Consider the following 22,741-nt stretch of genomic DNA (forward strand, 5'->3'; position numbering starts at 1 on the left):
TGGTGCCCGCCCCGAGTTCCGCCGCACGCACGGGTGGGGCCGGGCCCGCCACCGGGCCCGGCCCCACCGTGGAGGTGCGTCGTCACGCGCCCCGGGAGAACACCGCCACCGTCCGCGCCGGGACGGTGAAGGTGCCCGTGGCCGCCGCGTAGGAGGAGGTCTTCACCACCGTGTCCGCGCCGGCCGCCTGCACCGGGTGCAGCCGCAGTCGCGTCCCGGCGAGGGAGCCGATCCGCTGCTCCTGCCGCTCGGGCGTCGCGTTGAACACCACGACCAGGTCACCGATGACCATGGTGATCACGCCGGGTGTCTCGTCCTTGCCGGACAGCGGGAAGGACAGGTGGTCCTGCACCTGCGCGGCCGTGCCGAGGGAGAACGCCTTCTCCGTCGTACGGATCCTCAGCAGGTCCCGGTAGGCGGCGGAGGCGCCGTCGATCTGCGGGCAGCCCACCGTGACCGTGCCCAGCAGCGGCTTGGCGTAGCTCCACTTGGACTGGTTGTCAGCCGCCGTCGGCAGCCCGCGTCCGAAACCGTTGCCGTCGGCGCAGTCCCAGTGGATGGCGTTGAACCAGTCGCCGCTGTCGAAGGAGTTGCGGTCCAGCGACTTCGAGCGCAGCAGGTCGGTGCCCGCCTGGGAGAGGGCCGGGCCCTGCGAGAGGGCGGCCGTGGCCATCGCCAGCACCTGCATCCGGGCCCGGTCCGAGGCGCTGGTCGAGGCCGGCAGCTTGTAGGTGAGCGCGTCGAAGAGGGATTCGTTGTCGTGCGCGTCCACGTAGGCGAGGGCGTCCCCGGGGGCGTCCGCGTAGCCGGCGGGGGCGCCGTTGTAGTCGATCTCCGCGCCGGTGACCTGCCTGCCGTCGTCGTCGGTGAAGCGGTACTGCGCGAGGTTGCCGGTCAGGCCGACCTTGATGAGGTCCTGGTAGTGCAGGAGCCGGGCCTTCTGCTCGGCCGGAGTGCCGTTGGCGGTGGACGAGTTGGGGTCGGTGTACAGGCCGGACGCGAAGCCCTGGACGCCCGGGTCCGCGTCGAAGGGGCTGCCGCCGCGCACGGCGTCACGGGCGCGGTCGGAGAAGGTGGCGATGCCGGTGCCGGCCATGTTCTTCTGGGTGGCCTGGACGAAACGGGCGTCGTCGGCCACCTCGCCGAAGTTCCAGCCCTCGCCGTAGAGAATGATCTTCTTGCCGTCGACCCCGTCCTTCGCGAGGGTCAGCGCGTCCAGTGCCTTGCGCACCGCGAGGATGTTGGCCTTCGGGTGGTGGCCCATGAGGTCGAAGCGGAACCCGTCGACCTTGTACTCCTTGGCCCAGGTGACGAGCGAGTCCACGACCAGCTTGCCCATCATGGCGTTCTCGGGCGCGGTGTTGGCGCAGCAGGTGCTGTTCGCCACCGAGCCGTCGGCGAGAAGCCGCTGGTAGTAGCCGGGCACGATCTTGTCCAGGACGCTGGTGTCCGCCTGGCCGCTCGCCGCCGTGTGGTTGTAGACGACGTCCATCACCACCCTGAGGCCGTCCTCGTTGAGCGACTTGACCATCGTGCGGAACTCGACCGTGCGCCGGGTGCCGTCGGGGTCCGTGGCGTACGAGCCCTCCGGGACCGTGAAGTGGTACGGGTCGTAGCCCCAGTTGTAGGCGTCCTTCGCGGCGGTGGCGGCGATGCACGCCTGCTGCCGGTCGGAGTCGGCGGCGTAGGAGGCGAGATCGCAGTCGGGGGTCTTCTGCTCGGACTTCCTCTCGGGGATGGTCGCGATGTCGAAGGCCGGCAGCAGATGGATGTAGGAGGTGCCCGCCTTCGCCAGCGCGCGCAGATGCCGGGAGCCGTCGCTGTTCTTGTCGGCGAAGGCGAGATAGGTGCCCTGGTCCTTGGCCGGCACGGTCCTGTCCGCGACGGAGAAGTCCCGGATGTGCAGCTCCTGGATCCGGGCGTCCCTGAGCGGCACCGCCTTCGGCTTCCTCAGGCCCGACCAGCCGCTCGGAGCGAGGGACCGGTCGTTCAGGTCGACGACGAGGCTGCGCGCGGAGTCGGCGGTCAGGGCGAGGGAGTACGGGTCGGTGACCTTGTTGGTGACGATCTTCCGGACGCTGGGCGCCCACACCTTCACGACGTACCGGTAGGGCTTGTTCTTCCAGGACGCCGGGCCGGTGACGGACCAGACTCCGGTGGTGGCGTTCCGCTTCATGGCGGCCGTGGAGCCGCCCAGCTCGAGCCTCACCGACTGTGCGGTCGGCGCCCACACGGCCAGCGTGGGACGGCCGTGGTGGAACGTCGGCCCGAGGTCGGCCTTCGTCGCGTCGTACACATCATCGAGTACGCCGGCGATCTGGACGCCCGTCGCCGCCAGCACCGCCCCGTTCGCGGCCCGCTGCGAGGCGACGATCTGGCCGTTCAGGGCCTCGCGCACCCGGTCGCGGTCGCGCGGGTCGACAGACCAGGCGGTGTAGTCCTTCAGGTACGGGAACTTCGCCTTCTGGGCGTCGGTGAGCGTGGTCCTCGTCAGCCGCAGCCAGCGCTCGTCGTCACTCGTCAGTGTCCCGTCCTTCACGGCGATCGAGCCGTCGTGGGAGTAGACGAGCTGGGTGGAGGCGGCACCGTCGACGCCGTTCCAGGCGAGCGTGTTCCGGTCGATCCACACCGCCTTGGAGGCGGTCAGGTCGAGAGCGGCCGCGCTGCCCGGGGGCTGCGGCAGCAGGTACTTCTCCTGGCCGTTCAGCAGCCATGCCTCGTAGCCGTTCGACTTCAGGTCGAGCGACTGGTCGGCGGGGAGGTCCTTCTCGTCACCCTTGTGGATGATGTAGCTGAGGCTGGTGGCGCCGTCGGCGAGCGGCACCTCGAAGACCGCGCCGTACGCGTCGGTCCGTACCGGCTTCAGCGGGCTCGACCAGTCGGTGGGGTGGGCGGCGCCCGTCCAGACGTGCAGGCCCCAGCCGTCGTAGTTCCCGTCGGCGCGGTGGTAGTGGAGGACGGCCTTCGTCCGGTCCTGCGGCGGGTAGTCGGCCGTCGGCTTCTCGGTGAGGACGGTCTCCTTGCCCTGCTCGACCCAGACCTCGCCGGTCTTGGTGACGTCGATGGTGCGGTCGGTGGAGACGTCCTTGTCGCCGTTCCTGTCGATGACGAGGAAGCCGACGCTGGAGGCACCTGGCTTGAGCTTGACGTAGGCGAAGGCGCCATAGGCGTCGCGGCCCACGAAGGGGTGGCTGTCCGGCCAGTTCGTCGCCTCGCCGTCGGCGAGGTCGCCCCAGGCGTACAGGCCCCAGTTGCCGTAGTCGCCGTCGGTGCGCTTGTAGTGGACGATCACATAGTCGCGCGAGGAGGCGGTGGGAACCTGGGGGGCCGGCGGGGTGCCGGTCGTGCTGTCCGCCGTCGCGCTCGCCGTCCGGCCCGCCGAGTCGACCACGACCGCCTTGTAGCGCAGGGCGGTTCCGGCCGGGACGTTCCTGGCGAGGGTCTGGGTGACCTTGTACGGGGCGTGGTCGGCGGAGCCGAGGGTCCTCCAGGGGCCGTTGCCGGTCTGGGAGGCGAAGACGACGCGGTCGAGCTGCCCGCCCTCGACGTCCGCGGAGAGCTCCACCGTGCCGGTGGCGCCCGCGTCCGGGGCCTTCAGGGTGATCGTCGGCTTGGAGGCCGGAGCACCGAGCGGGCGGGCGGCCTTGAGAACCACGGCGGAGTAGGCCGGGACGGTGACGGTGACCTTGCGGTCGGCGTCGCTCCGGACCGAGGCGTCCGTCCCGTGGATGCCCCGGAACGTCATGTCCGCGGAGCCGGTGGCGAAGGCCGCCGTCTTCTGCTGGTCGGCGTTGTTGAGGGCCACGAGGTACTCGGTGCCGTCGGTGCCGGTGCGCGAGAAGGCGTAGATGCCCGTGCCGTCGGCCGCGTAGCGCTCGGTCTGGACGCCGTCGGCGAGGGCGGGGTTGGCCTTGCGGAGCGTGGAGAGAGCGGCGATCTGCCGGTAGAGCGGCGCACGCGTGTCGTACGCGTCGCTCGCGTGGGTGCGGTCGGTGCCGATCTCGTCGTCGTCCAGATAGTCCGCGACCTTGGAGGCGAACATCGTCTGGCGGGCGTCCTTGTCACCGCCGGAGCCGGTGAAGCCCTGCTCGTCGCCGTAGTAGACGACCGGGTTGCCGCGGCTGAGGAACATCACCTCGTTGGCGAACTCGTCCTTCTTCAGCAGCTCCGCGTCGGACGCCTTCGGGTTGTCCTGCTTCAGGAAGTACCCGATCCGCCCCATGTCGTGGTTGCCGAGGAAGGTGACCTGCTCGTACGCGTTGGCCTTGTCGGTCGTGTACTTGTAGTCGTCGGCGAAGACACCCGCGAGTTTCCGTGCGCTGCCGCCCTGGGAGGCGTACTCCCGGGCCGCCTCCTGGAACGGGAAGTCGAGTGTGGCGTCCAGGCGGCCCTGGGTGACATACGGCGAGGTGATCGACGGGTCGGCGGAGTAGACCTCGCCGAACATGAAGAAGTTCCTGCGGCCGTGCGCGGCGGCATACCGGTCGAGCGCGGTCGCCCACTGCGTCCAGAACTCCATGTTCACGTGCTTCACGGTGTCGATCCGGAAGCCGTCGACGCCGAAGTCCCGCACCCAGCGCTCGTAGATCCTCTCCATGCCGCTGACGACCTCGGGGCGCTCGGTCCACAGGTCGTCGAGACCGGAGAAGTCGCCATAGGTGGCGTTCTCGCCGGCGTAGGTGGAGTCGCCGCGGTTGTGGTACATCGTCGGGTCGTTGAGCCACGACGGGACCTTGATGTTCTTCTTCGCGGCGGGCACGACGGGCGTACGCGGGAAGGACCCGGTGCCGGTCTGCGGGAAGCCCTTCGTGCCGTCCGCGTAGTCGGCGTCGTCGAACGGGCGGCCGTCCTTGGTCAGATACGGGAAGGCGCCCTTGGAGAGGTAGTCGTGCGAGGCGCCCTCGTAGTCGACGACGTCGGCGGTGTGGTTGGTGATGACGTCGAAGAAGACCTTCATGCCCTTGGCGTGGGCCTTGGAGATGAGGTTCGCCAGGTCCTTGTTGGTCCCCAAGTGGGGGTCGACCTGGGTGAAGTCGGTGATCCAGTAACCGTGGTAGCCGGCGGAGGCGTCGGCGCCGGTCCCCTGCACGGGCTGGTTCTTGAAGATCGGGGCCAGCCAGATGGCGGTGGTGCCGAGGCCCTTGATGTAGTCGAGCCTCCGGGTCAGGCCCTTGAGGTCGCCGCCCTGGTAGAAGCCCTTGTCCGTGGGGTCGTAGCCGGTGGCCAGGCGCGAACCGGTCAGCCCACCCCGGTCGTTGGAGGTGTCGCCGTTGGCGAACCGGTCCGGCATCACGAAGTAGAACTGCTCACGGGTGTCGTCGTGCCGGGCGGGCTCGGCCGCGAGCCGCGCATCGGAGGGGGGCGCGGGCGGGGTGGCCGCCCTGGCGGCGAGGGGCGGGAGGAGCGCCGCGGCGAGCGCGGCGACGGTGAGGGCCGTGACCCTTCTCCGGCTGGGGGTACGGCGCCTCGGGGGCGCCGGCCATCTCGGTATCACAGGCGTGAACTCCTTGCGAGTGCGGCTCAATTGGGTCCGACCCCTGCGCCGCGGGACGGCTGCGTCGCCGGGCGCCCGCGCGACCGTACCGCCGACGAAAGCCTTACAGCAAGAGTTATGAAACTCATGGCAAGTGGTTTCAGAGCCAATCTCGCCCGGCCGTCGGTTCCCGTGTCCGGTACGGCCGTTGACACACGGACTCGGCCCGGTGCCCTTCGGCGGGTCTGCCGGAGGGCACCGGGCGGGCCGGTCAGCGGGTCAGCAGCTCGACTTCCCGGCATAGAGGGCGAGCGCGGTGTTCGGGGCGACGGACGCCTCGAACCAGCCGCTGCCGTTCACCGTCACGGACCTGTTGCCCTGCACATCGCAGTAGGTGCCGGCGGGCAGCGAGGTCTCGAACCACCGGTCGGCCGTCGTGCTCTCGTGGTTGATCACCACATAGCCCTTGGTGCCGCGGCCGAACGCGATGAGGTTGTTGCCGTCGTCCCACCACTTGGTGACCGCCTGGCCGCGTGTGGCGTTGCGGAAGGCGACCATCGACCTGATCTCGGGCCAGGCGTGCTGGCACTTCCAGCCGTCCTGCCAGCATGCGTTGACCGCACCGCCGTTGGGCGGGCCCGCGTCCGCGTCGGACCACTCGTAGCCGGAGTTGATGTCGGGGGCGCCGTAGGGCCAGGCCAGCATGAAGACGTTGGCCAGCGTGTAGTTGGCCCCGTCCTTGTAGTTCAGGGTCGAGCCGTTGCGCTCGGTGTCGTGGTTGTCCACGAAGACCCCGGCGACCGAGCTGCTCAGATAGCCCCAGCCCTCGCCGTAGTTGTTCAGATAGGCGAGCTTCTCGCTGTTGAAGACCCGCTTGAGGTCGTAGGCGTAGCGGAACTCCTGGACGTCGCCGTTGCCCGTGTACTCACTCGGCTGGACCGCCTCGCCCGCGCCGTAGATGACCTCCTGCTTCCAGTACGCGGACGGGTTGGTCAGCCGCGACTTGATGTTGGCCAGGTCCTCGGCCGGGATGTGCTTGGCGGCGTCGATGCGGAAGCCGTCCACCCCGAGGGTGAGCAGGTCGTTCATATAGCCGGCGATGGTCTCGCGGACGTGCTCCTCACCGGTGTCGAGATCGGCGAGGCCCACCAGCTCGCAGTGCTGGACGTTCCAGCGGTCCTGGTAGTCGGTGACCTGGGAGGTGCAGTCGTCGAAGTCGGCGTACGAGTACAGGCCGGGGTAGTCGTACTTCGTGTACGACGAGCCTCCCGTCCCGGTGCCGCTGCCCGCCGACATATGGTTGATGACGGTGTCCACGACGACCTTCAGACCCGCCGCGTGGCAGGTGCCGACCATGTTCTGGAAGGCCGCGCGGTCGCCGAGGCGGCCCGCGATCCTGTAGCTCACCGGCTGGTACGAGGTCCACCACTGGGGGCCCTGTATGTGCTCGGCGGGCGGGGAGACCTGGACATAGCCGTAGCCTGCCGGGCCGAGGGTCTTGGTGCACTCCTTGGCGACCGAGGCGTAGTTCCACTCGAACAGGACCGCGGTGACGTCCTTGGTGCCGGGTGGGGAGGCGTATGCGGTCCCCGTGGGGACGGCGAGTGCGACCGACGCCGCCGCCGCGAGGGCGAGGGCGCCGGAGAGCGTTCTCCTGGGCATGTGGGGGTCCTTCTCCGTTGAAGGATCTACTGGGGGGAGGTCCTGGCGGACCCCGAGATCCCTGAAGGGAATTACTGCAAGTTTTCAACTAGTTGCAGTGCAGCAGACCGTACGAGTCCCGACCTCGACGGTCAACCCCCCGGACATGCTCCTGTCACATACGCGAAATAGAGCCGGGTTGCGGCCGGTTGACGCCGCATCACCCGACGCGGGCAGACGACGGGGCCCGCCGTCCCGGACGGACGACGGGCCCCTGAAACCCGGTGAAAGGCTTGCGGCGGATCAGCCGGCGGTCCACCACACGGTGGTGTCGGCCGGCACCTTGGTCTCGCTGTTCGTCTCCGCCACCTCACCGCTGGCGACCAGGACCCTGCCGTACGACGGCACCGCGACCGCCTCGGTCGTGGTGTTGGCGACACAGACGAAGTCCCCGCGGCGGAAGGCGAGCACGCCCTCGGGCGCCCTCAGCCACTGCACCGAGTCGCCCGCGCCCAGGCCGGGCTGCTCGCGCCGCACGGCGAGGGCGGTGCGGTACAGCTCCAGGGTCGAGCCAGGCACCCCCTGCTGGGCCTCGACGCTGAGGTCGCCCCAGCTCGCAGGCTGCGGCAGCCAGCTGCCGCCGCTGCCGAAGCCGTATGACGGCCCGGTGCGGGTCCACGGGATCGGCACCCGGCAGCCGTCACGGAAGCCGTCCTGGCCCTCGCCCCGGAAGTACGCCGGGTCCTGGCGCACCTCGTCCGGCAGGTCCACGACGTCCGGCAGGCCGAGTTCCTCGCCCTGGTAGACATACGCCGAGCCGGGCAGCGCCAGCATCAGCAGAGTGGCCGCGCGAGCCCGGCGCAGGCCCAGCTCCCGGTCGCCGGCCGTGCGGATCTGGGTCCCGAGGCCGGGCTCGTTGGCGAAGCGGGTGGCGTGGCGGGTCACATCGTGGTTGGACAGCACCCAGGTGGCGGGGGCGCCGACGGGGCGCATCGCGTCCAGGGTCCGGTCGATGACGGCGCGCAGCTGCTCCGCGTCCCAGTCGGTGCCCAGGTACTGGAAGTTGAACGCCTGGTGCAGTTCGTCCGGGCGGACGTAGAGGGCGGTGCGCTCGACGGTCGGGGTCCAGGCCTCGGCCACGAAAATACGTTCGCCCGCGTATTCGTCGAGGATCGTCCGCCACTGGCGGTAGATGGCATGGACACCGTCCTGGTCGAAGAACGGCATGACATCGTTGCCCAGCAGCTTGAGCTGGTCGTGGCTGCCGAGGTCGGGCAGGCCCGCCGCCTTCACCAGGCCATGGGCGACGTCGATACGGAAGCCGTCGACCCCCATGTCCAGCCAGAAGCGCAGGATCGAGCGGAACTCGTCGCCGACCGCGGGGTGGTCCCAGTTGAAGTCGGGCTGCTCGGGCGCGAAGAGATGCAGATACCACTGTCCGGGAGTGCCGTCCGGCTCGGTGACCCGGGTCCAGGCGGGGCCGCCGAAGATGGACTCCCAGTCGTTGGGCGGCTGCTCGCCGCCCTCACCCCTGCCGGGGCGGAAGTGATAGCGCTCCCGCAGCGGGGAGCCCGGCCCCTCCGCGAGCGCCCGCTTGAACCACTCGTGCTGGTCGGAGGAGTGGTTGGGGACCAGGTCGACGATGATGCGCAGTCCCAGCCCATGGGCGTCGCGGATCAGCGCGTCGGCGTCCAGGAGGTTGCCGAACATGGGGTCGACGGCGCGGTAGTCGGCGACGTCGTAGCCGGCGTCGGCCTGCGGCGAGGCGTAGAAGGGGCTGAGCCATACGGCGTCCACGCCGAGGTCGCGCAGATACGGAAGTCGGGAACGTACGCCCTCCAGGTCGCCCATGCCGTCGCCGTTGCTGTCGGCGAAGCTGCGCGGATAGACCTGGTAGATCACCGCGTCACGCCACCAGTCGCGGTGGGTGGCGACGGTGGCGAGGGCGGTGTTCGGGGCCGGGTCGGCGGAGTGCTGGCTCATGGCGTCCTTGATGCGGTGGGGGTCCCCCCGGTCGAGCGAAGCCCAGAGCGGAGGAGAGGATCGGGTCATGGGGCTTGGGCAGGGCGGAGGTGACTGGGCGGCCGCGGTGACAGCGGGGTCGGATCGACACCGCGGCCGCCACCCGCGCGGATCAGGCACGCGGGAACCCCGGGAGGGTGGTCAGCCCTTCGTGCCGCCCGCGGTGAGGCCGGTCACCAGGTTTTTCTGGACAAGGTAGAAGAACACGGACACGGGTATCGCGATCAACACCGCGGTGGCGGCCATGTAGTTCCACTGCGCGTCGTGCTCGCTGACGAAGGTCTGGAGGCCGACGGCGAACGTGTACTTCGAGTCGTCGAGCATGAAGGTGGTCGCGAAGGCGACCTCGCCCACGGCCGTGATGAAGTTGTAGAAGGCCGCGACGGCCAGCCCGGGGCGGGCCAGCGGCAGGATCAGCCGGAAGAAGGTGCCGAACGGACTGAGCCCGTCGACGCGTCCGGCCTCGTCTATCTCGAAGGGGATGGTGTCGAAGTACCCCTTGAGCAGCCATGCGCTGTACGGCACGGCCGTGGTGCAGTTGATGACGATCAGCGCCCAGTAGGTGTCGATGAGATCCAGCTCGCTGAAGATCTCGTACATCGGCACGATCAGGATGGCCATCGGGAAGGCCTGGGTCAGCAACAGCACCCACATCAGCTGCTTGTAGCCGGGAAAGCGCATCCGCGAGACCGCGTAGCCGGTGGTGGCGGCGACGAAGACACCGATCAGGGTGGTGCCGACGGCCACGATCATCGTCGACTTGAACCAGTCGAAGAAGCCGGTGTGCTGGAGCACGAAGCTGTAGTTGGAGAAGGTGACCTTGCCCAGGATCTTGCCCGGGTGCAGGTAGTCGTCCTTCTCGGGGCCGAGGGACAGGAAGATCAGCCAGGCCACCGGGGCGAGCGCGATCAGGCTGGCGACGGCGAGGCCGCCGTGCAGCAGGGCGGTGCCGACCGGGCCGCGCTCGCCGCGCCGGCGGGTCCGGCGCGAGGGCTGGGCGGCGGTGGCCGGTGCGGCCGCTGTCTTCTCGAGGGTCGTGGTGCTCATGGCGGCGGCTCCTGCGGCGTCAGACGGCGAGCTGGTCATTGCGCTTCAGCCAGCGGAAGTAGAAGGAGGTGAAGACGGTGATGATCGACAGCAGCAGTACGCCGTACGCGGCGGACTGGGCGAAGTCGCGCGGCTGCTGTCCGAAGCCCAGGAAGTAGGCCCAGGTGACGAGGATCTGGGCGTCGGGGGCGCCGGTCGGGCCGAACAGCAGGAAGATGATGGCGAACTGGTTGAAGGTCCAGATGATGCCGAGGAGTACGACCGTGGAGCTGACGGACCTCAGCCCCGGCAGGGTGACGTGCCGGAAGCGCTGCCAGGCGCTCGCGCCGTCCATTTCGGCCGCCTCGTAGAGCGAGGAGTCGATCGACTGCAGGCCGCTGAGCAGCGAGAGCATCATGAACGGCACACCGCACCAGGTATTGACCATGATCGCGGCGAAGCGCTGCCAGAAGGTGTCCTCCAGCCACTGCGGCTCGGGCAGGTGCAGGGAGTGCAGCACCTGGTTGAGCACGCCGGAGTCGGAGAGCATGATCCGCCAGGAGAAGACCGTGACGAAGGTCGGCACGGCCCAGGGCACGACCAGCAGCACCCGGTAGAAGGTGCGTCCGCGCAGCTTCTCGTTGAGCATGAGCGCGAGGCCCAGGCCGAGGACGTAGTGCAGGGCCACACAGGCGACCGTCCAGACGACGGTCCACAGGAAGTGCGACCAGAACCGGTCGTACGACAGCGGGCCGAACAAAATGTCCTTGTAGTTGCCGAGCCCGATGAACTTGTACGTGGCCGCGATGTGGTTGACGCCGATCGTGCGCGCCGAGTTGAGGCTGTTGGCGTCGGTGAGGGTCAGGTAGAAGCCGCGGATCAGCGGGTAGCCGACGATCACGGCGAGTACGACGACCACCGGGGCGATCATCGCGTAGGCGTACCAGTACTTCTGGTAGCCGTTCTTGAGGCGCTGCCCCAGCCCGGGCCGAGGCCCGCGGTCACCGCGGCGCTTGCCGGTCGCGCGGTCGATGGCGACAGTCATGGTTCGACACCTTCAAAACGATCAGGGGTTGGGCCGGGCACAGGGCGGTGGCCGCCGGATCCTTCCCCCGGTGGGGGTCCCCCCGCTCGGGCGAAGTCGGGAGTGGGGGGAGATCCGACGGCCACAAGGGCTCACTTGCTGAAGTCGGGAACCAGCTTGGCGATGGCCACCTCGGCGTTGCTCAGGCCCTTGTCCAGCGACTCCTTGCCGCCCGCGATCTTGGGCAGCTCGGTGTCGAGCGGGCCCCACAGCGAGCTGTACTCGGGCAGCGCCGGGCGCGGCTGGGCCGCGCTGAGCACGCTCTGGTAGCCGGCGATCCCGGGGTCGGCCTTGACCTGGGCGCTGTAGGCGTCCTCACGCGTCGGCAGCGTGGAGTTCTTCAGCGCGATGGTCTCCTGGGACTTCGCCGAGGTCATGAAGTTCACGAACTTCAGCGCCGCGTCCTGGTGGGCCTTGTCCGAGCCCGCGTACACGGAGAGGTTGTGGCCGCCGGTCGGGGCGCCCGCCTTGCCGGAGGAGCCGGCCGGGACGGGGGCGATGCCGAGGTTGGACTTGTCCGAGAAGGCCGAGCCCTTGTAGAAGTTCGTGATCTCCCAGGGGCCCTGGACGATCGCGGCGACCTTGCCGTTGACGAACGCGTCCTGAATGTGGGCGTAGGCGTCGGCGGTGGTGTCGGCGGCGTGCAGGCCCTTGCCGGAGAACAGGCTCAGCCAGGTGCCGTAGGCCTTCTTGGCGGGGGCCGAGTCCACGGTGATCTTCTTGGCGGAGGCGTCGACCGTGTCGGTGCCCTCGCCGTAGAGGAAGCTCTGCGCGTAGTAGGCCTGGGTGGAGCCCCAGTAGCCGTCGACACCGGCCTTGTCCTTGACCTTGGCGGCGTCGGACTTCAGCTCGTCCCAGGTCTTCGGCGCCTCGGTGATCCCGGCCTTCTTGAAGAGGGCCTTGTTGTAGACCAGCGCGAGGGTGTCGGTCACCAGGGGCACACCGTAGGTCTTGCCCTGGTACTGGGCCTGCTGGATCAGGCTGGACCGGAACTTGTCCTTGTCCGCGAGGGCCTCCGTGCCGTCCAGCGGCAGGAAGTAACCCTTCTTCGCGAAGGCGGGGGTCCAGCCGACCTCGGAGCGCAGCACGTCCGGGGCGCCCTTGGAGCCGGCGGCGGTGTCGAACTTGTTCTGTGCCTGGTCGAAGGGGACGTTGACGTACTTGACCTTGATCTTCGGGTTGGCCTTCTCGAAGTCCGCGACCAGGGTCTTGTACGTCGGCGCCTCATTGGTGGCGTTGGAGGTGTCCCACCAGGTGATGGTGACCGGACCGTCGGACTTGCCGCTGCCGCTGTCACTTCCGCCGCAGGCCGTCGCCGCGAGGGCAACGGACGCCACCAGCGCGGTGGCCGCTATGCCACGCCGCATGAGTTCTCCTTGAGGGTGAAAGCCCGTCTAGGTACAGGTGGCGGTCCCGTCCGCCGCCCCTGCCGACTGTGCCGACCGCGCCTTTGCCGCCGCCGGGCGACGTGAACGTAACAGCGATGCAACCGGCGCGAAAGACCTTGCAGAAAAAAAGTGCAAGGACTGACTATGGTTACCTGTCCGTGATCTCGCTGTGAGGGTCGGTACACCCGGATTCCGGCCTGATCTGCGGGACAGGGACACTTGTGCAAGACTCTGCAAGCTCTTGCCACGCGGAGTACGCGCGGGGATCATCCCCTTGCGGACACGGACGCCGAACACGATCACGAGGGAGCGCGATGACGCAGCAACCCGCAGGGGGCCGGTCAACCGCCCGGACCCGGCGTCCGATTGGTGGGCAAGCCGAGACGCGACCGGTACAGTCCAACCACGTGACCACACGGCTTGCCGACATCGCGGCGCAGGCGGGGGTCAGCGAGGCGACCGTCAGCCGTGTCCTCAACGGGAAGCCGGGCGTCGCCGCGACCACCCGCCAGTCCGTCCTGGCCGCGCTCGACGTGCTGGGCTACGAGCGTCCGGTACGGCTGCGCCAGCGCAGCGAGGGCCTGGTCGGCCTGATCACCCCGGAGCTGGAGAACCCGATATTCCCGGCCCTCGCCCAGGTCATCGGCCAGGCGCTGACGCGGCAGGGGTACACCCCGGTGCTGGCGACCCAGACCCCCGGCGGCTCCACCGAGGACGAGCTGACGGAGATGCTGGTGGACCGCGGGGTGGCGGGCATCATCTATGTCTCCGGACTCCACGCGGACACCACCGCCGACATGCAGCGCTACGAGCGGCTGCGCGCCCAGGGCGTGCCCTTCGTCCTGGTGGACGGCTTCTCCCCCAAGGTGCAGGCGCCCTTCATCTCCCCCGACGACCGGGCCGCGATGTCGCTGGCGGTCACCCACCTGGTGTCCCTGGGGCACACCCGGATCGGGCTGGCGCTCGGGCCCAAGCGCTTCGTACCGGTGCAGCGGAAGATCGAGGGCTTCGTCCGCACGATGCAGGACCAGCTCGGGCTGTCTCCCGAGGACGTCGAGTCGCGGCTGATCCAGCACTCCCTCTACACCCTGGAGGGCGGCCAGGCGGCGGCGAGCGCGCTCATCGAGCGGGAGTGCACGGCGGTGGTGTGCGCGAGCGACATGATGGCGCTGGGCGCGATACGCGCGGCGCGGCAGCGCGGGCTGGAAGTCCCCAGGGAGATCTCGGTGGTGGGCTTCGACGACTCCCCGCTCATCGCGTTCACGGACCCGCCGCTGACGACGGTCCGCAAGCCGGTACCGGCGATGGGACAGGCGGCCGTGCGGACGCTGCTGGAGGAGATCGGCGGGACGCCCGCGCCGCACAGTGAGTTCGTGTTCATGCCGGAGCTGGTGGTGCGGGGATCGACCGCCTCGGCCCCTGGGGACCGGAGTCGTTCCTAGGCAGGAGGCCCCGGGCCCCGCGGGGGTCCCCCGGGTGGAGAACATGCGACCGGAACCCGTCCAGGGGATGATCGGCAGGGGAAGTCTTTTCTGGCAGACTCTGTGCCTATGGGTGACAGGACCGTGACGACAGTGGAAGGCCGGGGCCCGGCCGCGCCACAGGACGTCACGGACGAGACGGAGGACCGCGCGGGACCGAGTCTCCTGCGCAGGCTCCGCGCGCCGCGCCGCCCGCGCTTCTGGTTCGAGATCCTGCTCATCGGGGTCAGTTACTGGACGTACTCCCTGATCCGCAACGCCGTACCGGAGCAGAAGGCGCAGGCACTGGCCAACGCGGGCGGGGTGTGGCGCCTCGAACACCATCTGGGGATAGCGGTCGAGGACTCGGTCAACCACGCCGTCAACTCGGTGACATGGCTGATCGTCGGAATGAACTACTACTACGCCACACTGCACTTCGTGGTGACGCTCGGGATCCTGGTGTGGCTGTACCACAGCCATCCGGGCCGGTACGCGGCCACACGGCTCGCGTTGTTCGCCACGACGGCGGTGGCGCTGCTCGGCTACTACTTCTTCCCGCTCGCGCCGCCCCGCCTGATGAGCGGCGGGGACTTCGTCGACACGGTGGTGGTGCACCACACCTGGGGCTCGATGGCGTCGGGCGATCTGAAGCACATGTCGAACCAGTACGCGGCCATGCCGTCGATGCACATCGGCTGGTCGCTGTGGTGCGGCCTGACGCTGTTCGCCCTGGCCACCGTGAACTGGGTGCGGGTCCTGGGCCTGCTGTACCCGGCGGTGACACTGACGGTGATCGTTGCCACGGCGAACCACTTCTGGCTGGACGCGGTCGGCGGGACGCTGTGTCTCTCGGCCGGCATGGCGACGGCCTGGCTGTGGTACGGCGCCCTGCCGTACGCGCTGCCGCGCCGGGTGGGGGTGGGCGGCCCGGTGCTGCTGCCCGCGGAGCCGTGAGGGGCGCCTGAGCCGCCTCGCTCGCCGTCACGAACCGTGGCAGACCGCCGAGGACGAACCATGGCAGACGCCGCCACGCGCCGCGGCAGGCCGCCGCCCCGAACCATGGCAGACACCGTCACGCGCCGTAGAAAAGCTCCTCCACCACGGTCCTGGCCCTGCGCGTCGTCCGTCGGTAGTCGTCCAGCATGTCGCCCGCGTGCCCCGGTCCGTACCCGAGATAGCGGCCCACCGCGGCCAGCTCCCGGGCCTCCGTCGGGAATGTGTCGCCCGCCCGCCCCCGTACCAGCATCACCGCGTTGCGCACCCGGGACGCGAGCACCCACGCCTCGTCCAGGATCGCCGCGTCCTCCTCGGACAGCAGTCCCGCCCGGCGGGCGGCGGCGAGGGCGGCGCGGGTGCGGGTGGTGCGCAGGCCCGGTTCCTGCGAGCCGTGCCGCAGCTGGAGCAGCTGGACCGTCCACTCCACGTCCGACAGGCCGCCCCGGCCCAGCTTCGTGTGAAGCGCCTTGTCCGCGCCCCTCGGCAGCCGCTCGGACTCCATGCGGGCCTTCAGCCGCCGGATCTCGCGCACGGCGTCGCCCTCGAGCCCCGCCGCCGGGTAGCGCAGCGGATCGACCAGCTCGATGAAGCGGCGGCCCAGGTCCTCGTCCCCGGCCACGGGCTCGGCCCGCAGCAGCGCCTGCGACTCCCACACCAGCGACCAGCGCCGGTAGTACGCCTCATACGACGCCAGGGTGCGCACGAGCGGCCCCGACTTGCCCTCGGGCCGCAGTCCCGCGTCGATGAGCAGCGGCGGGTCGGTGCTCGGCAGCTGGAGCAGCCGCCGCATCTCCGCCACCACCTTGTTGGCGGCCTCGCCCGCCTCCCGCTCGTCCACGCCCTCCTGCGGCTCGTGCACGAACAGCACATCCGCGTCGGAGCCGTAGCCCAGTTCGTGTCCGCCGAAGCGGCCCATGCCGATGACGGCGAACCTGGTGGGCAGGGTGTCGCCCCAGCCGGCCCGCACGACCGCGCGCAGCGTGCCCGCGAGGGTGGCCGCCGTCAGATCCGAGACCGCGCCTCCGACCAGGTCGATCAGCTCGCCCTGGTCGGAGGGCGCGGGGGCGTCCGGGCTCCCGTACGAGCCGACGATGTCCGCCGCGGCCACACGGAACAGCTCGCGTCTGCGGACCCCGCGTGCCGCCGTGACCGCCTGCTCGGCGTTCTCGGCGCGGCGGACCGCGGCGAGGATCTCCTGCTCCAGATGGGCCCGCCGGCGTGGTTCGAGCCCGCCGCCGTCGCCGTCGCCGAGCAGGGCCACGGCCTCGGGCGCGCGCATCAGCAGGTCGGGGGCGAGTTTGCCCGCGGACAGCACACGGGCGAGGTTCTCGGCGGCGGCGCCCTCGTCCCTCAGCAGCCGCAGATACCAGGGGGTCTTGCCGAGCGCGTCCGAGACCTTGCGGAAGTTGAGCAGGCCCGCGTCCGGGTCGGCGGAGTCCGCGAACCAGCCCAGCAGGACGGGCAGCAGGGTGCGCTGGATGGCGGCCTTGCGGGTGACGCCGGAGGCCAGCGCCTCCAGATGGCGCAGCGCGGCGGCCGGGTCGGCGTAGCCGAGCGCGACAAGGCGCTCCCGGGCCGCGCCGGGGCTCAACCGCGCCTCCCCGGGGGCGAGTTGGGCGACCGCGTCGAGCAGCGGCCGGTAGAACAGCTTCTCGTGCAGCCGCCGTACGACACCGGTGTGCCGCCTCCACTCGCGCCGCAGCCCGTCCACGGGGTCGATGCGCAGGCCGAGGGAGCGGCCGAGGCGCCGCAGATCGGCCTCGTCCTCGGGGAGGAGATGGGTGCGGCGCAGCCGGTAGAGCTGGATGCGGTGCTCCAGGGCGCGCAGGAAGCGGTACGCCTCCTCCAGTTGCACGGCGTCGACGCGCCCGACGTAGCCGCCGGCCGCGAGCGCCTTCAGGGCGTCCAGGGTGGTGCCGCTGCGCAGCGAGGTGTCGGTGCGCCCGTGCACCAACTGAAGGAGCTGTACGGCGAATTCGACGTCCCTGAGGCCGCCGGGACCGAGCTTCAGCTCGCGCTCGACCTCCCCGGCGGGGATGTTGGCGACCACCCGGCGGCGCATCTTCTGCACGTCCGCGACGAAGTTCTCGCGCTCCGCGGCCCCCCAGACGAGGGGGGCGAGGGTGGCCACGTACTCCTCGCCGAGTTCCACGTCACCGGCCACCGGGCGGGCCTTGAGCAGGGCCTGGAACTCCCAGGTCTTGGCCCAGCGCTGGTAGTAGGCGAGGTGGCTGCTCAGGGTGCGCACGAGCGGGCCGTTTCTGCCCTCGGGCCGCAGATTGGCGTCGACGGGCCAGATGCTGCCCTCGACGGTCGTCTCGGAGCAGATCCGCATCATGTGCGAGGCGAGCCGGGTCGCGGCCTGCAGGGCCTTGCGTTCGTCGGCGCCGGTCGCGCTCTCGCCGACGAAAATCACGTCCACGTCTGAGACATAGTTGAGCTCGTGGCCGCCGCACTTGCCCATCGCGATCACGGCGAGCCGGCAGAGCGCGGCGTCGTCGGGGGCGGCGGTCCGGGCGATGGCGAGGGCGGCACGGAGCGTGGCGGTGGCGAGGTCGGCCAGTTCGGCGGCGGTCTGCGCGACATCGGTGGTGCCGCACACATCGCGTGCGGCGATCGACAGCAGACAGCGGCGGTAGGCGACACGCAGGGAGACGGGGTCGGTGGCCTCGGCGAGCTGCCGTTCGAACTCCTCCACCCCGGGGTGGAGGTCCTGGGGCTCGTAGGTGACCAGGACGTGCCAGTCGCCGGGATGGCGGGCGAGGTGGTCGGCGAGTGCGGCGGAGGCTCCGAGGACGCCGAGCAGCCGGTCCCGCAGGGGCTTGGCCGCGATCAGCGTGTCGAGCAGCTCGCGCCGGGCGGTGGGGGCGGGCTGCGCCTCCAGCAGCCGGACGAGCCCGTGCAGCGCCAGATCGGGGTCGGCGGTCGCGCCCAGGGCCTCGAGCAGCACCGGATCGGCCCTTATCGGCGCCAGCTCGACGCTCTCCAGGAGCCGCTCGGCGGCGGAGGGGTCGGTGAAGCCGTGCCGCAGCAGCCGCGTGAAGGTACTGCTTCTGCGTCCTTGGGGCACGGTCATCCCTTGGCCTCCCGAGCGTCGATCAAGGTCCTGCGGCTTTGAGCCTAGCCCCAGTCCCCGACGCGGGCGCCGCGCGATGCGCGGGGATCGTGTCCTCCCCGCCCGGGTGGCTCGGGCCGCGGGGCCCGGCGGGCGTCACCTGGTGCGGGAGGTGCCCGCCCACCAGCCGGCGCATGGCCTCCGCCGAGCGGACCGCCGCGTCGCCGCAGCAGTTGTTGAACAGGACGTGGACCTGTGCGGCCCGCTCGGCCAGGGCGTGGATGCGCGGCACCCACTCCCCCAGTTCGCGGAGGGTGTACGCATGGCGGAAGCGGTCCTCCTTGGAACCGGTCCCCCATGCCGGGCTGCGCCCGTGGAAGCGGACGACGGAGAGCGCGGGCGTGGTCACGGGCGTGACGGGCGGCAGGGAGGTGGGCAGCCGCTGGGCCGTGTCCACGGCCACGGCGGTGGCCTCCAGGTCCGCGAGCAGCGCCGCCGTGGCGGTCCGCCGGCTCTCCTGCCACCAGTCCGGATGACGGAACTCCACGGCGAACGGCCAGCCGCGGGCCCGCTCCCGGCAGCGGCGTACCGCCTTCTCCGCACGCGGGCCGGGCGCGAGCGACGGAGGGAACTGGAACAGCAGGGTTCCAAGCCGTCCGGCCTCCCGCAGCGGTGCGAGCGCCTCGGCGAAGCGCGCCCACACCTCGTCCAGCAACCCCGCGTCACCGCTGTCCGGCGCGGGCGCCCGCCGGCGGGTGAGGGCCGGGCGCAGATCCGCGGGCAGCGCGGCCGGCCGCGTCGGATGCCCCGTCAGCAGCGAGAAGGCCTTGACGTCGAAGACGAAGCCGTCCGGGGTGCGTTCGGCCCACAGCCGGCCGGTGCGCGGGCCGGGCAGCGCGTAGTACGTCGAGTCCGCCTCGACCACGGGGAACCGCTCCGCGTAGAACCTCAGCCGTCCCTCGGCGTCGCGCCGCCCGCGTGGATACCACCCGCTCGCCATCAACGCCCGGTCGGTCCAGGAACACGTCCCCACGAGGATCTCACCCATAAGCCGCGGATACCCGCCCGGCGCCGGGTCAGCCGGGCGGCTATGGCGCGGCAGCAATTCACCGGCTCTTCATCCGCCGGGTGAGGCGGCGTGAGGGCACGGAGTGTTGGCGTGTGCATGCTCTATCCGCACCGCCACCCCGTACCCTCCCCCCACCGGAGGTTGAAGTGTCCGGCAGTTCCGTGTACCGCCGTACCCGCGCCGCCGTGGCGTCCGCGGCGGCCCTCGCCGCCGCAGCGTTCGGACTGTGGACCGGGCTCGGCGGCGAGTCCCCCGCGCACGCCGCGGGCGCCGTGCCGACCCCGGACCACGTGGTCGTCGTGGTCTTCGAGAACCACGCCTACAGCCAGGTGATCGGCTCCTCCAGCGCCCCGTACATCAACTCGCTGAAGTCCGGCGGCGCCAACCTGACCCAGTCGTACGCCGAGACCCACCCCAGCCAGCCCAACTACTTCGCGCTGTTCTCCGGCTCCACCCAGGGCATCACGGACGACAGCTGCTACACGCCCGGCTTCTCCTCCGCCCCGAACCTGGCCTCCGAGCTGATCGCCGCGGGCCGGACCTGGGCGAGCTACAACGAGACGCTGCCCAGCCAGGGCTCGACCACGTGCAGCAGCGGCAACTACGCGCGCAAGCACAACCCCTGGTTCGGTTTCAGCAATGTGCCGACATCGTCCGCGAAGACGTTCGCGCAGTTCCCGAGCGACTACTCGACGCTGCCGCAGGTGTCCTTCGTGGTCCCCAACCTGTGCAGCGACATGCACGACTGCTCGGTGTCGACCGGTGACACCTGGCTGAAGAACAACCTCGGCGCGTACGCCACCTGGGCCAAGACCCACAACAGCCTGCTCGTCGTCACCTTCGACGAGGACAACCGGCTCAGCGGCAACCGCATCCCGACGGTGCTGTACGGCCAGCCGGTCACGGCCGGGTCCAGCAGCTCCACCACGTACAACCACTACGACCTGCTGCGCACCCTGGAGGACACCCAGGGCCTGACGGCGCACGCGGGCAACGCGGCCTCCGCCAAGGACATCACCGGCGTCTGGGTGTCCTGAGGTGTATGTAGCGGACAGCCGCGCGGGTTCCCCCAAGCTCTCGAGCTCGCCCGAGCAGGGGGGACCCCCATCGGCGGCGTCCACGGACGGCGCCGTCCGGCCCTCCGCCGGGCGGCGCCGCGCCGCGGTCGCCCCCACGGTGCTCGCGCTCGGCACGGTCAGCCTGGTCACCGACGTCTCCTCCGAGATGGTCACGGCGGTGCTGCCGCTGTACCTGGTGGCGGGCCTCGGCGTGTCCCCGCTGGGCTTCGGGCTCCTGGACGGCATCTACAACGGCTTCTCCGCGCTCGTACGGCTGGCGGGGGGCCATCTGGCCGACCGGGACGGCGGGCGTCACAAGTGGGTGGCGGGCGTCGGCTACGGCATCTCGGCGCTGTGCAAACCGCTGCTGCTGCTCGCCCACACCCTGACCCCCATCGGCCTGGTCCTGGCCGCCGACCGCACCGGCAAGGGCCTGCGGACGGCGCCCCGGGACGCGCTGATCTCGCTGTCCAGCACGCCGGAGACCCGCGGCCGGGCCTTCGGTGTGCACCGGGCCATGGACACCGCGGGCGCGCTGCTCGGCCCGCTCGTGGCGTTCGTGATCCTGCGAGCCACGGTGGACGGGTACGACGCGGTCTTCACGGTCGGCTTCTGCGTGGCCCTGGCGGGCGTTCTGGTGCTGGTGCTCTTCGTCCCGGGCGGCGGCCCCACCGCGGAACCGGGCGACACGCGCGCCGCGGAACCCTCCGACCGCCCCGCTGCCACGGAACCCTCCGACCGCCCCGCCGCGGAACCCTCCGACCGCACGGCTCCCGCGGACGGCGCCCGCCCCACCCTCCGCGCCGCCCTGTCCCTCCTCCGCCGCCGCGGGCTGCGCCGGATCACGGTCTGCGCGCTGCTGCTGGGCCTCGCGACGGTCAGCGACTCGTTCGTCTATCTGCTGCTGCAACGGCGCCTCGGCGTCCCCGACCGCTGGTTCGCGCTGCTGCCGCTGGGCACGGCGGCGGCGTTCCTGGTCCTCGCCGTGCCGCTGGGGCGGCTCGCGGACCGGATGGGCCGCTGGCGGGTCTTCCTCGGGGGCCATGGTGCGCTCCTGCTGGCGTACGTCCTGCTGCTCACCTCCTGGCACTCGGGCGCGCTGCCGTACGCCGTGCTCGCCCTGCACGGCGCCTTCTACGCGGCGACCGACGGGGTGCTGATGGCCGCGGCCTCGGACAGCGTCCCGCAGCATCTGCGCTCGTCCGGTCTGGCCCTGGTGCAGACGGGCCAGGCGACGGCCCGGTTCGCCTGCTCGCTCGGGTTCGGGGCGGCCTGGACGCTGTGGGGCGACCGTACGGCGCTGCTGGCCTCGACCGCGGCGCTGGCGGTGTGCGCGGCGTTCTCCCTGACACTCCGCCCGCAAGACCCGGCACCCCTTTGTCCGGAAGGCACGGCATGACGGTCCGCACCCGCATCCTGGTCCTGCTCTCGGCGCTCGTGGTGCTCACCGGGGTCGCCACGGCCTCGGTGCTGCACGCGTCGGCACGCGCGGAGCGCAGGAACCAGCCCCAGGGGGGCGGCCCGTCCGTCACCTCCGGCACGGTCACCCTGACGCAGCCCGGCCGTATGGTGTTCCGCAACATGGCGTGGGGCCCGCACCGCGACGAACTGACGGCCGTCCCCGCCGCGGACCCCTCGGCCCCGCGCATCGCCTCGGGCGTCAAGTGCCTGCGCTTCCACGCCGCCTCGGGCACCGGAGTCTGCCTCCAGGCCGTCCACGGTCCGGTCTCGGACACCTACCGCGCGGTGATCCTCGACGCCTCCCTGCGCATCAGGGCCCGCTACGACGTCCCGGGCATCCCGTCCCGCGCCCGGGTCTCCCCCAGCGGCCGCTACGCCGCGTGGACGGCCTTCGTGGGCGGGGACTCGTACGCCGGGACGAACTTCTCCACCCGTGCGACGATCGTGGACACCCGCACGGGCGAGGTGACGCCGACCCTGGAGGCGTACCGCATCGTCAAGGACGGTCATGGCTACCGGGCGCCGGACGTCAACTTCTGGGGCGTGACGTTCGCGTCCGACGACCGGACGTTCTACGCGACACTGGCGACGCGCGGGAGGACGTACCTGGTCCGCGGCGACCTGCGCGCCCGGACCGTCACAACGCTCCATACGAACGTCGAGTGCCCCTCCCTCTCCCCCGACGGCACCCGCGTCGCCTTCAAGAAGCGCGTTGCGGGGCTCCCCAAGGACGCCCCCTGGCACCTGTACGTCCTCGACCTGCGCACCGGGCACGAGACCCCGCTTGCCGAGCCCCGCAGCGTCGACGACCAGGCGGTCTGGCGGGACGACCACACCCTGGTCTACGCCCTGCCCGGCGACTACGGGGCGGATCTGTACGAGCTGCCGGCGGACGGCACGGGCAAGCCGCTGCGCATCGACACCGCGGCGGTGTCCCCCGCGTACGTCCGCCGCGGCGACGGCTGACGGGCGCGCGGAAAGCGGCGGGCGGTGCCGTCGCCGGCC

Annotated in this window: 13 protein-coding genes; 5 read left to right on the forward strand and 8 right to left on the reverse strand. The window is 70.8% G+C overall.

The features are described 5' to 3' along the window. Positions 1 to 82: 82 nt before the first annotated feature. The 6 genes from pulA to ACIP94_RS02255 form a co-directional block, all read right to left on the reverse strand. Positions 83 to 5,494 carry a pullulanase-type alpha-1,6-glucosidase gene (pulA, locus tag ACIP94_RS02230; protein WP_402418264.1) on the reverse strand — a complete coding sequence of 1,804 codons (5,412 nt, stop codon included), beginning with the start codon at positions 5,492 to 5,494 and terminating at the stop codon, positions 83 to 85. A gap of 258 nt (positions 5,495 to 5,752) precedes the next feature. Further along, entirely contained in the window at positions 5,753 to 7,135 is a 1,383-nt protein-coding gene (locus ACIP94_RS02235; protein ID WP_402418267.1) for an alpha-amylase family protein, read from the reverse strand. A gap of 282 nt (positions 7,136 to 7,417) precedes the next feature. Beyond that, entirely contained in the window at positions 7,418 to 9,097 is a 1,680-nt protein-coding gene (locus tag ACIP94_RS02240; RefSeq protein ID WP_402418271.1) for a glycoside hydrolase family 13 protein, read from the reverse strand. Between the two features lie 180 nt (positions 9,098 to 9,277). After that, positions 9,278 to 10,183 carry a sugar ABC transporter permease gene (locus tag ACIP94_RS02245; protein ID WP_402418274.1) on the reverse strand — a complete coding sequence of 302 codons (906 nt, stop codon included), beginning with the start codon at positions 10,181 to 10,183 and terminating at the stop codon, positions 9,278 to 9,280. A gap of 19 nt (positions 10,184 to 10,202) precedes the next feature. Continuing rightward, positions 10,203 to 11,207 carry a carbohydrate ABC transporter permease gene (locus ACIP94_RS02250; RefSeq protein WP_402418277.1) on the reverse strand — a complete coding sequence of 335 codons (1,005 nt, stop codon included), beginning with the start codon at positions 11,205 to 11,207 and terminating at the stop codon, positions 10,203 to 10,205. A 131-nt stretch (positions 11,208 to 11,338) separates the two neighbouring features. Then, positions 11,339 to 12,613 carry an extracellular solute-binding protein gene (locus ACIP94_RS02255; protein ID WP_402418280.1) on the reverse strand — a complete coding sequence of 425 codons (1,275 nt, stop codon included), beginning with the start codon at positions 12,611 to 12,613 and terminating at the stop codon, positions 11,339 to 11,341. A gap of 428 nt (positions 12,614 to 13,041) precedes the next feature. Here ACIP94_RS02255 and ACIP94_RS02260 point away from each other — a divergent pair, with 428 nt between their 5' ends. Next, positions 13,042 to 14,076 carry a LacI family DNA-binding transcriptional regulator gene (locus ACIP94_RS02260; RefSeq protein WP_402418283.1) on the forward strand — a complete coding sequence of 345 codons (1,035 nt, stop codon included), beginning with the start codon at positions 13,042 to 13,044 and terminating at the stop codon, positions 14,074 to 14,076. A gap of 108 nt (positions 14,077 to 14,184) precedes the next feature. After that, a complete protein-coding gene (locus ACIP94_RS02265; protein ID WP_402418285.1) occupies positions 14,185 to 15,051 on the forward strand; it encodes a phosphatase PAP2 family protein in 867 nt (288 codons plus the stop codon). A 118-nt stretch (positions 15,052 to 15,169) separates the two neighbouring features. Here the strand turns inward: ACIP94_RS02265 and ACIP94_RS02270 are convergent, their stop codons facing one another. Both ACIP94_RS02270 and ACIP94_RS02275 read right to left on the reverse strand, forming a co-directional pair. Next, positions 15,170 to 18,169 carry a bifunctional [glutamine synthetase] adenylyltransferase/[glutamine synthetase]-adenylyl-L-tyrosine phosphorylase gene (locus tag ACIP94_RS02270; RefSeq protein WP_402418288.1) on the reverse strand — a complete coding sequence of 1,000 codons (3,000 nt, stop codon included), beginning with the start codon at positions 18,167 to 18,169 and terminating at the stop codon, positions 15,170 to 15,172. Between the two features lie 22 nt (positions 18,170 to 18,191). Then, entirely contained in the window at positions 18,192 to 19,196 is a 1,005-nt protein-coding gene (locus tag ACIP94_RS02275) for a DUF72 domain-containing protein (protein ID WP_402418291.1), read from the reverse strand. A gap of 167 nt (positions 19,197 to 19,363) precedes the next feature. Between ACIP94_RS02275 and ACIP94_RS02280 the strand changes: the two genes are divergently transcribed. The 3 genes from ACIP94_RS02280 to ACIP94_RS02290 are packed head-to-tail and all read left to right on the forward strand — an operon-like array spanning position 19,364 to position 22,702. Next, positions 19,364 to 20,254 (forward strand): alkaline phosphatase family protein, encoded by an 891-nt coding sequence (locus ACIP94_RS02280; RefSeq protein WP_402418295.1) that lies wholly within the window; start codon positions 19,364 to 19,366, stop codon positions 20,252 to 20,254. Position 20,255: 1 nt separating this feature from the next. Further along, positions 20,256 to 21,674, forward strand: coding sequence for an MFS transporter (locus ACIP94_RS02285; RefSeq protein ID WP_402418298.1), 1,419 nt, complete (start codon positions 20,256 to 20,258; stop codon positions 21,672 to 21,674). Next, the gene (locus ACIP94_RS02290; RefSeq protein WP_402418301.1) at positions 21,671 to 22,702 is read left to right on the forward strand and encodes a TolB family protein; all 1,032 of its coding nucleotides are present in this window, start codon (positions 21,671 to 21,673) and stop codon (positions 22,700 to 22,702) included. Before ACIP94_RS02285 ends, ACIP94_RS02290 begins: the two co-directional genes overlap by 4 nt. Positions 22,703 to 22,741 lie beyond the last annotated feature (39 nt).

It is taken from the genome of Streptomyces sp. NPDC093261 (genome assembly GCF_044753645.1).
GTDB lineage: Bacteria > Actinomycetota > Actinomycetes > Streptomycetales > Streptomycetaceae > Streptomyces.

What these genes read in the sequence shown, in the direction of transcription:
- ACIP94_RS02235 (WP_402418267.1), bottom strand. Translation starts at nt 7,135, where the DNA reads ATGCCCAGGAGAACGCTCTCCGGCGCCCTCGCCCTCGCGGCGGCGGCG.
- ACIP94_RS02240 (WP_402418271.1), bottom strand. Translation starts at nt 9,097, where the DNA reads ATGAGCCAGCACTCCGCCGACCCGGCCCCGAACACCGCCCTCGCCACC.
- ACIP94_RS02245 (WP_402418274.1), bottom strand. Translation starts at nt 10,183, where the DNA reads ATGAGCACCACGACCCTCGAGAAGACAGCGGCCGCACCGGCCACCGCC.
- ACIP94_RS02250 (WP_402418277.1), bottom strand. Translation starts at nt 11,207, where the DNA reads ATGACTGTCGCCATCGACCGCGCGACCGGCAAGCGCCGCGGTGACCGC.
- ACIP94_RS02255 (WP_402418280.1), bottom strand. Translation starts at nt 12,613, where the DNA reads ATGCGGCGTGGCATAGCGGCCACCGCGCTGGTGGCGTCCGTTGCCCTC.
- ACIP94_RS02265 (WP_402418285.1), top strand. Translation starts at nt 14,185, where the DNA reads ATGGGTGACAGGACCGTGACGACAGTGGAAGGCCGGGGCCCGGCCGCG.
- ACIP94_RS02270 (WP_402418288.1), bottom strand. Translation starts at nt 18,169, where the DNA reads ATGACCGTGCCCCAAGGACGCAGAAGCAGTACCTTCACGCGGCTGCTG.
- ACIP94_RS02275 (WP_402418291.1), bottom strand. Translation starts at nt 19,196, where the DNA reads ATGGGTGAGATCCTCGTGGGGACGTGTTCCTGGACCGACCGGGCGTTG.
- ACIP94_RS02290 (WP_402418301.1), top strand. Translation starts at nt 21,671, where the DNA reads ATGACGGTCCGCACCCGCATCCTGGTCCTGCTCTCGGCGCTCGTGGTG.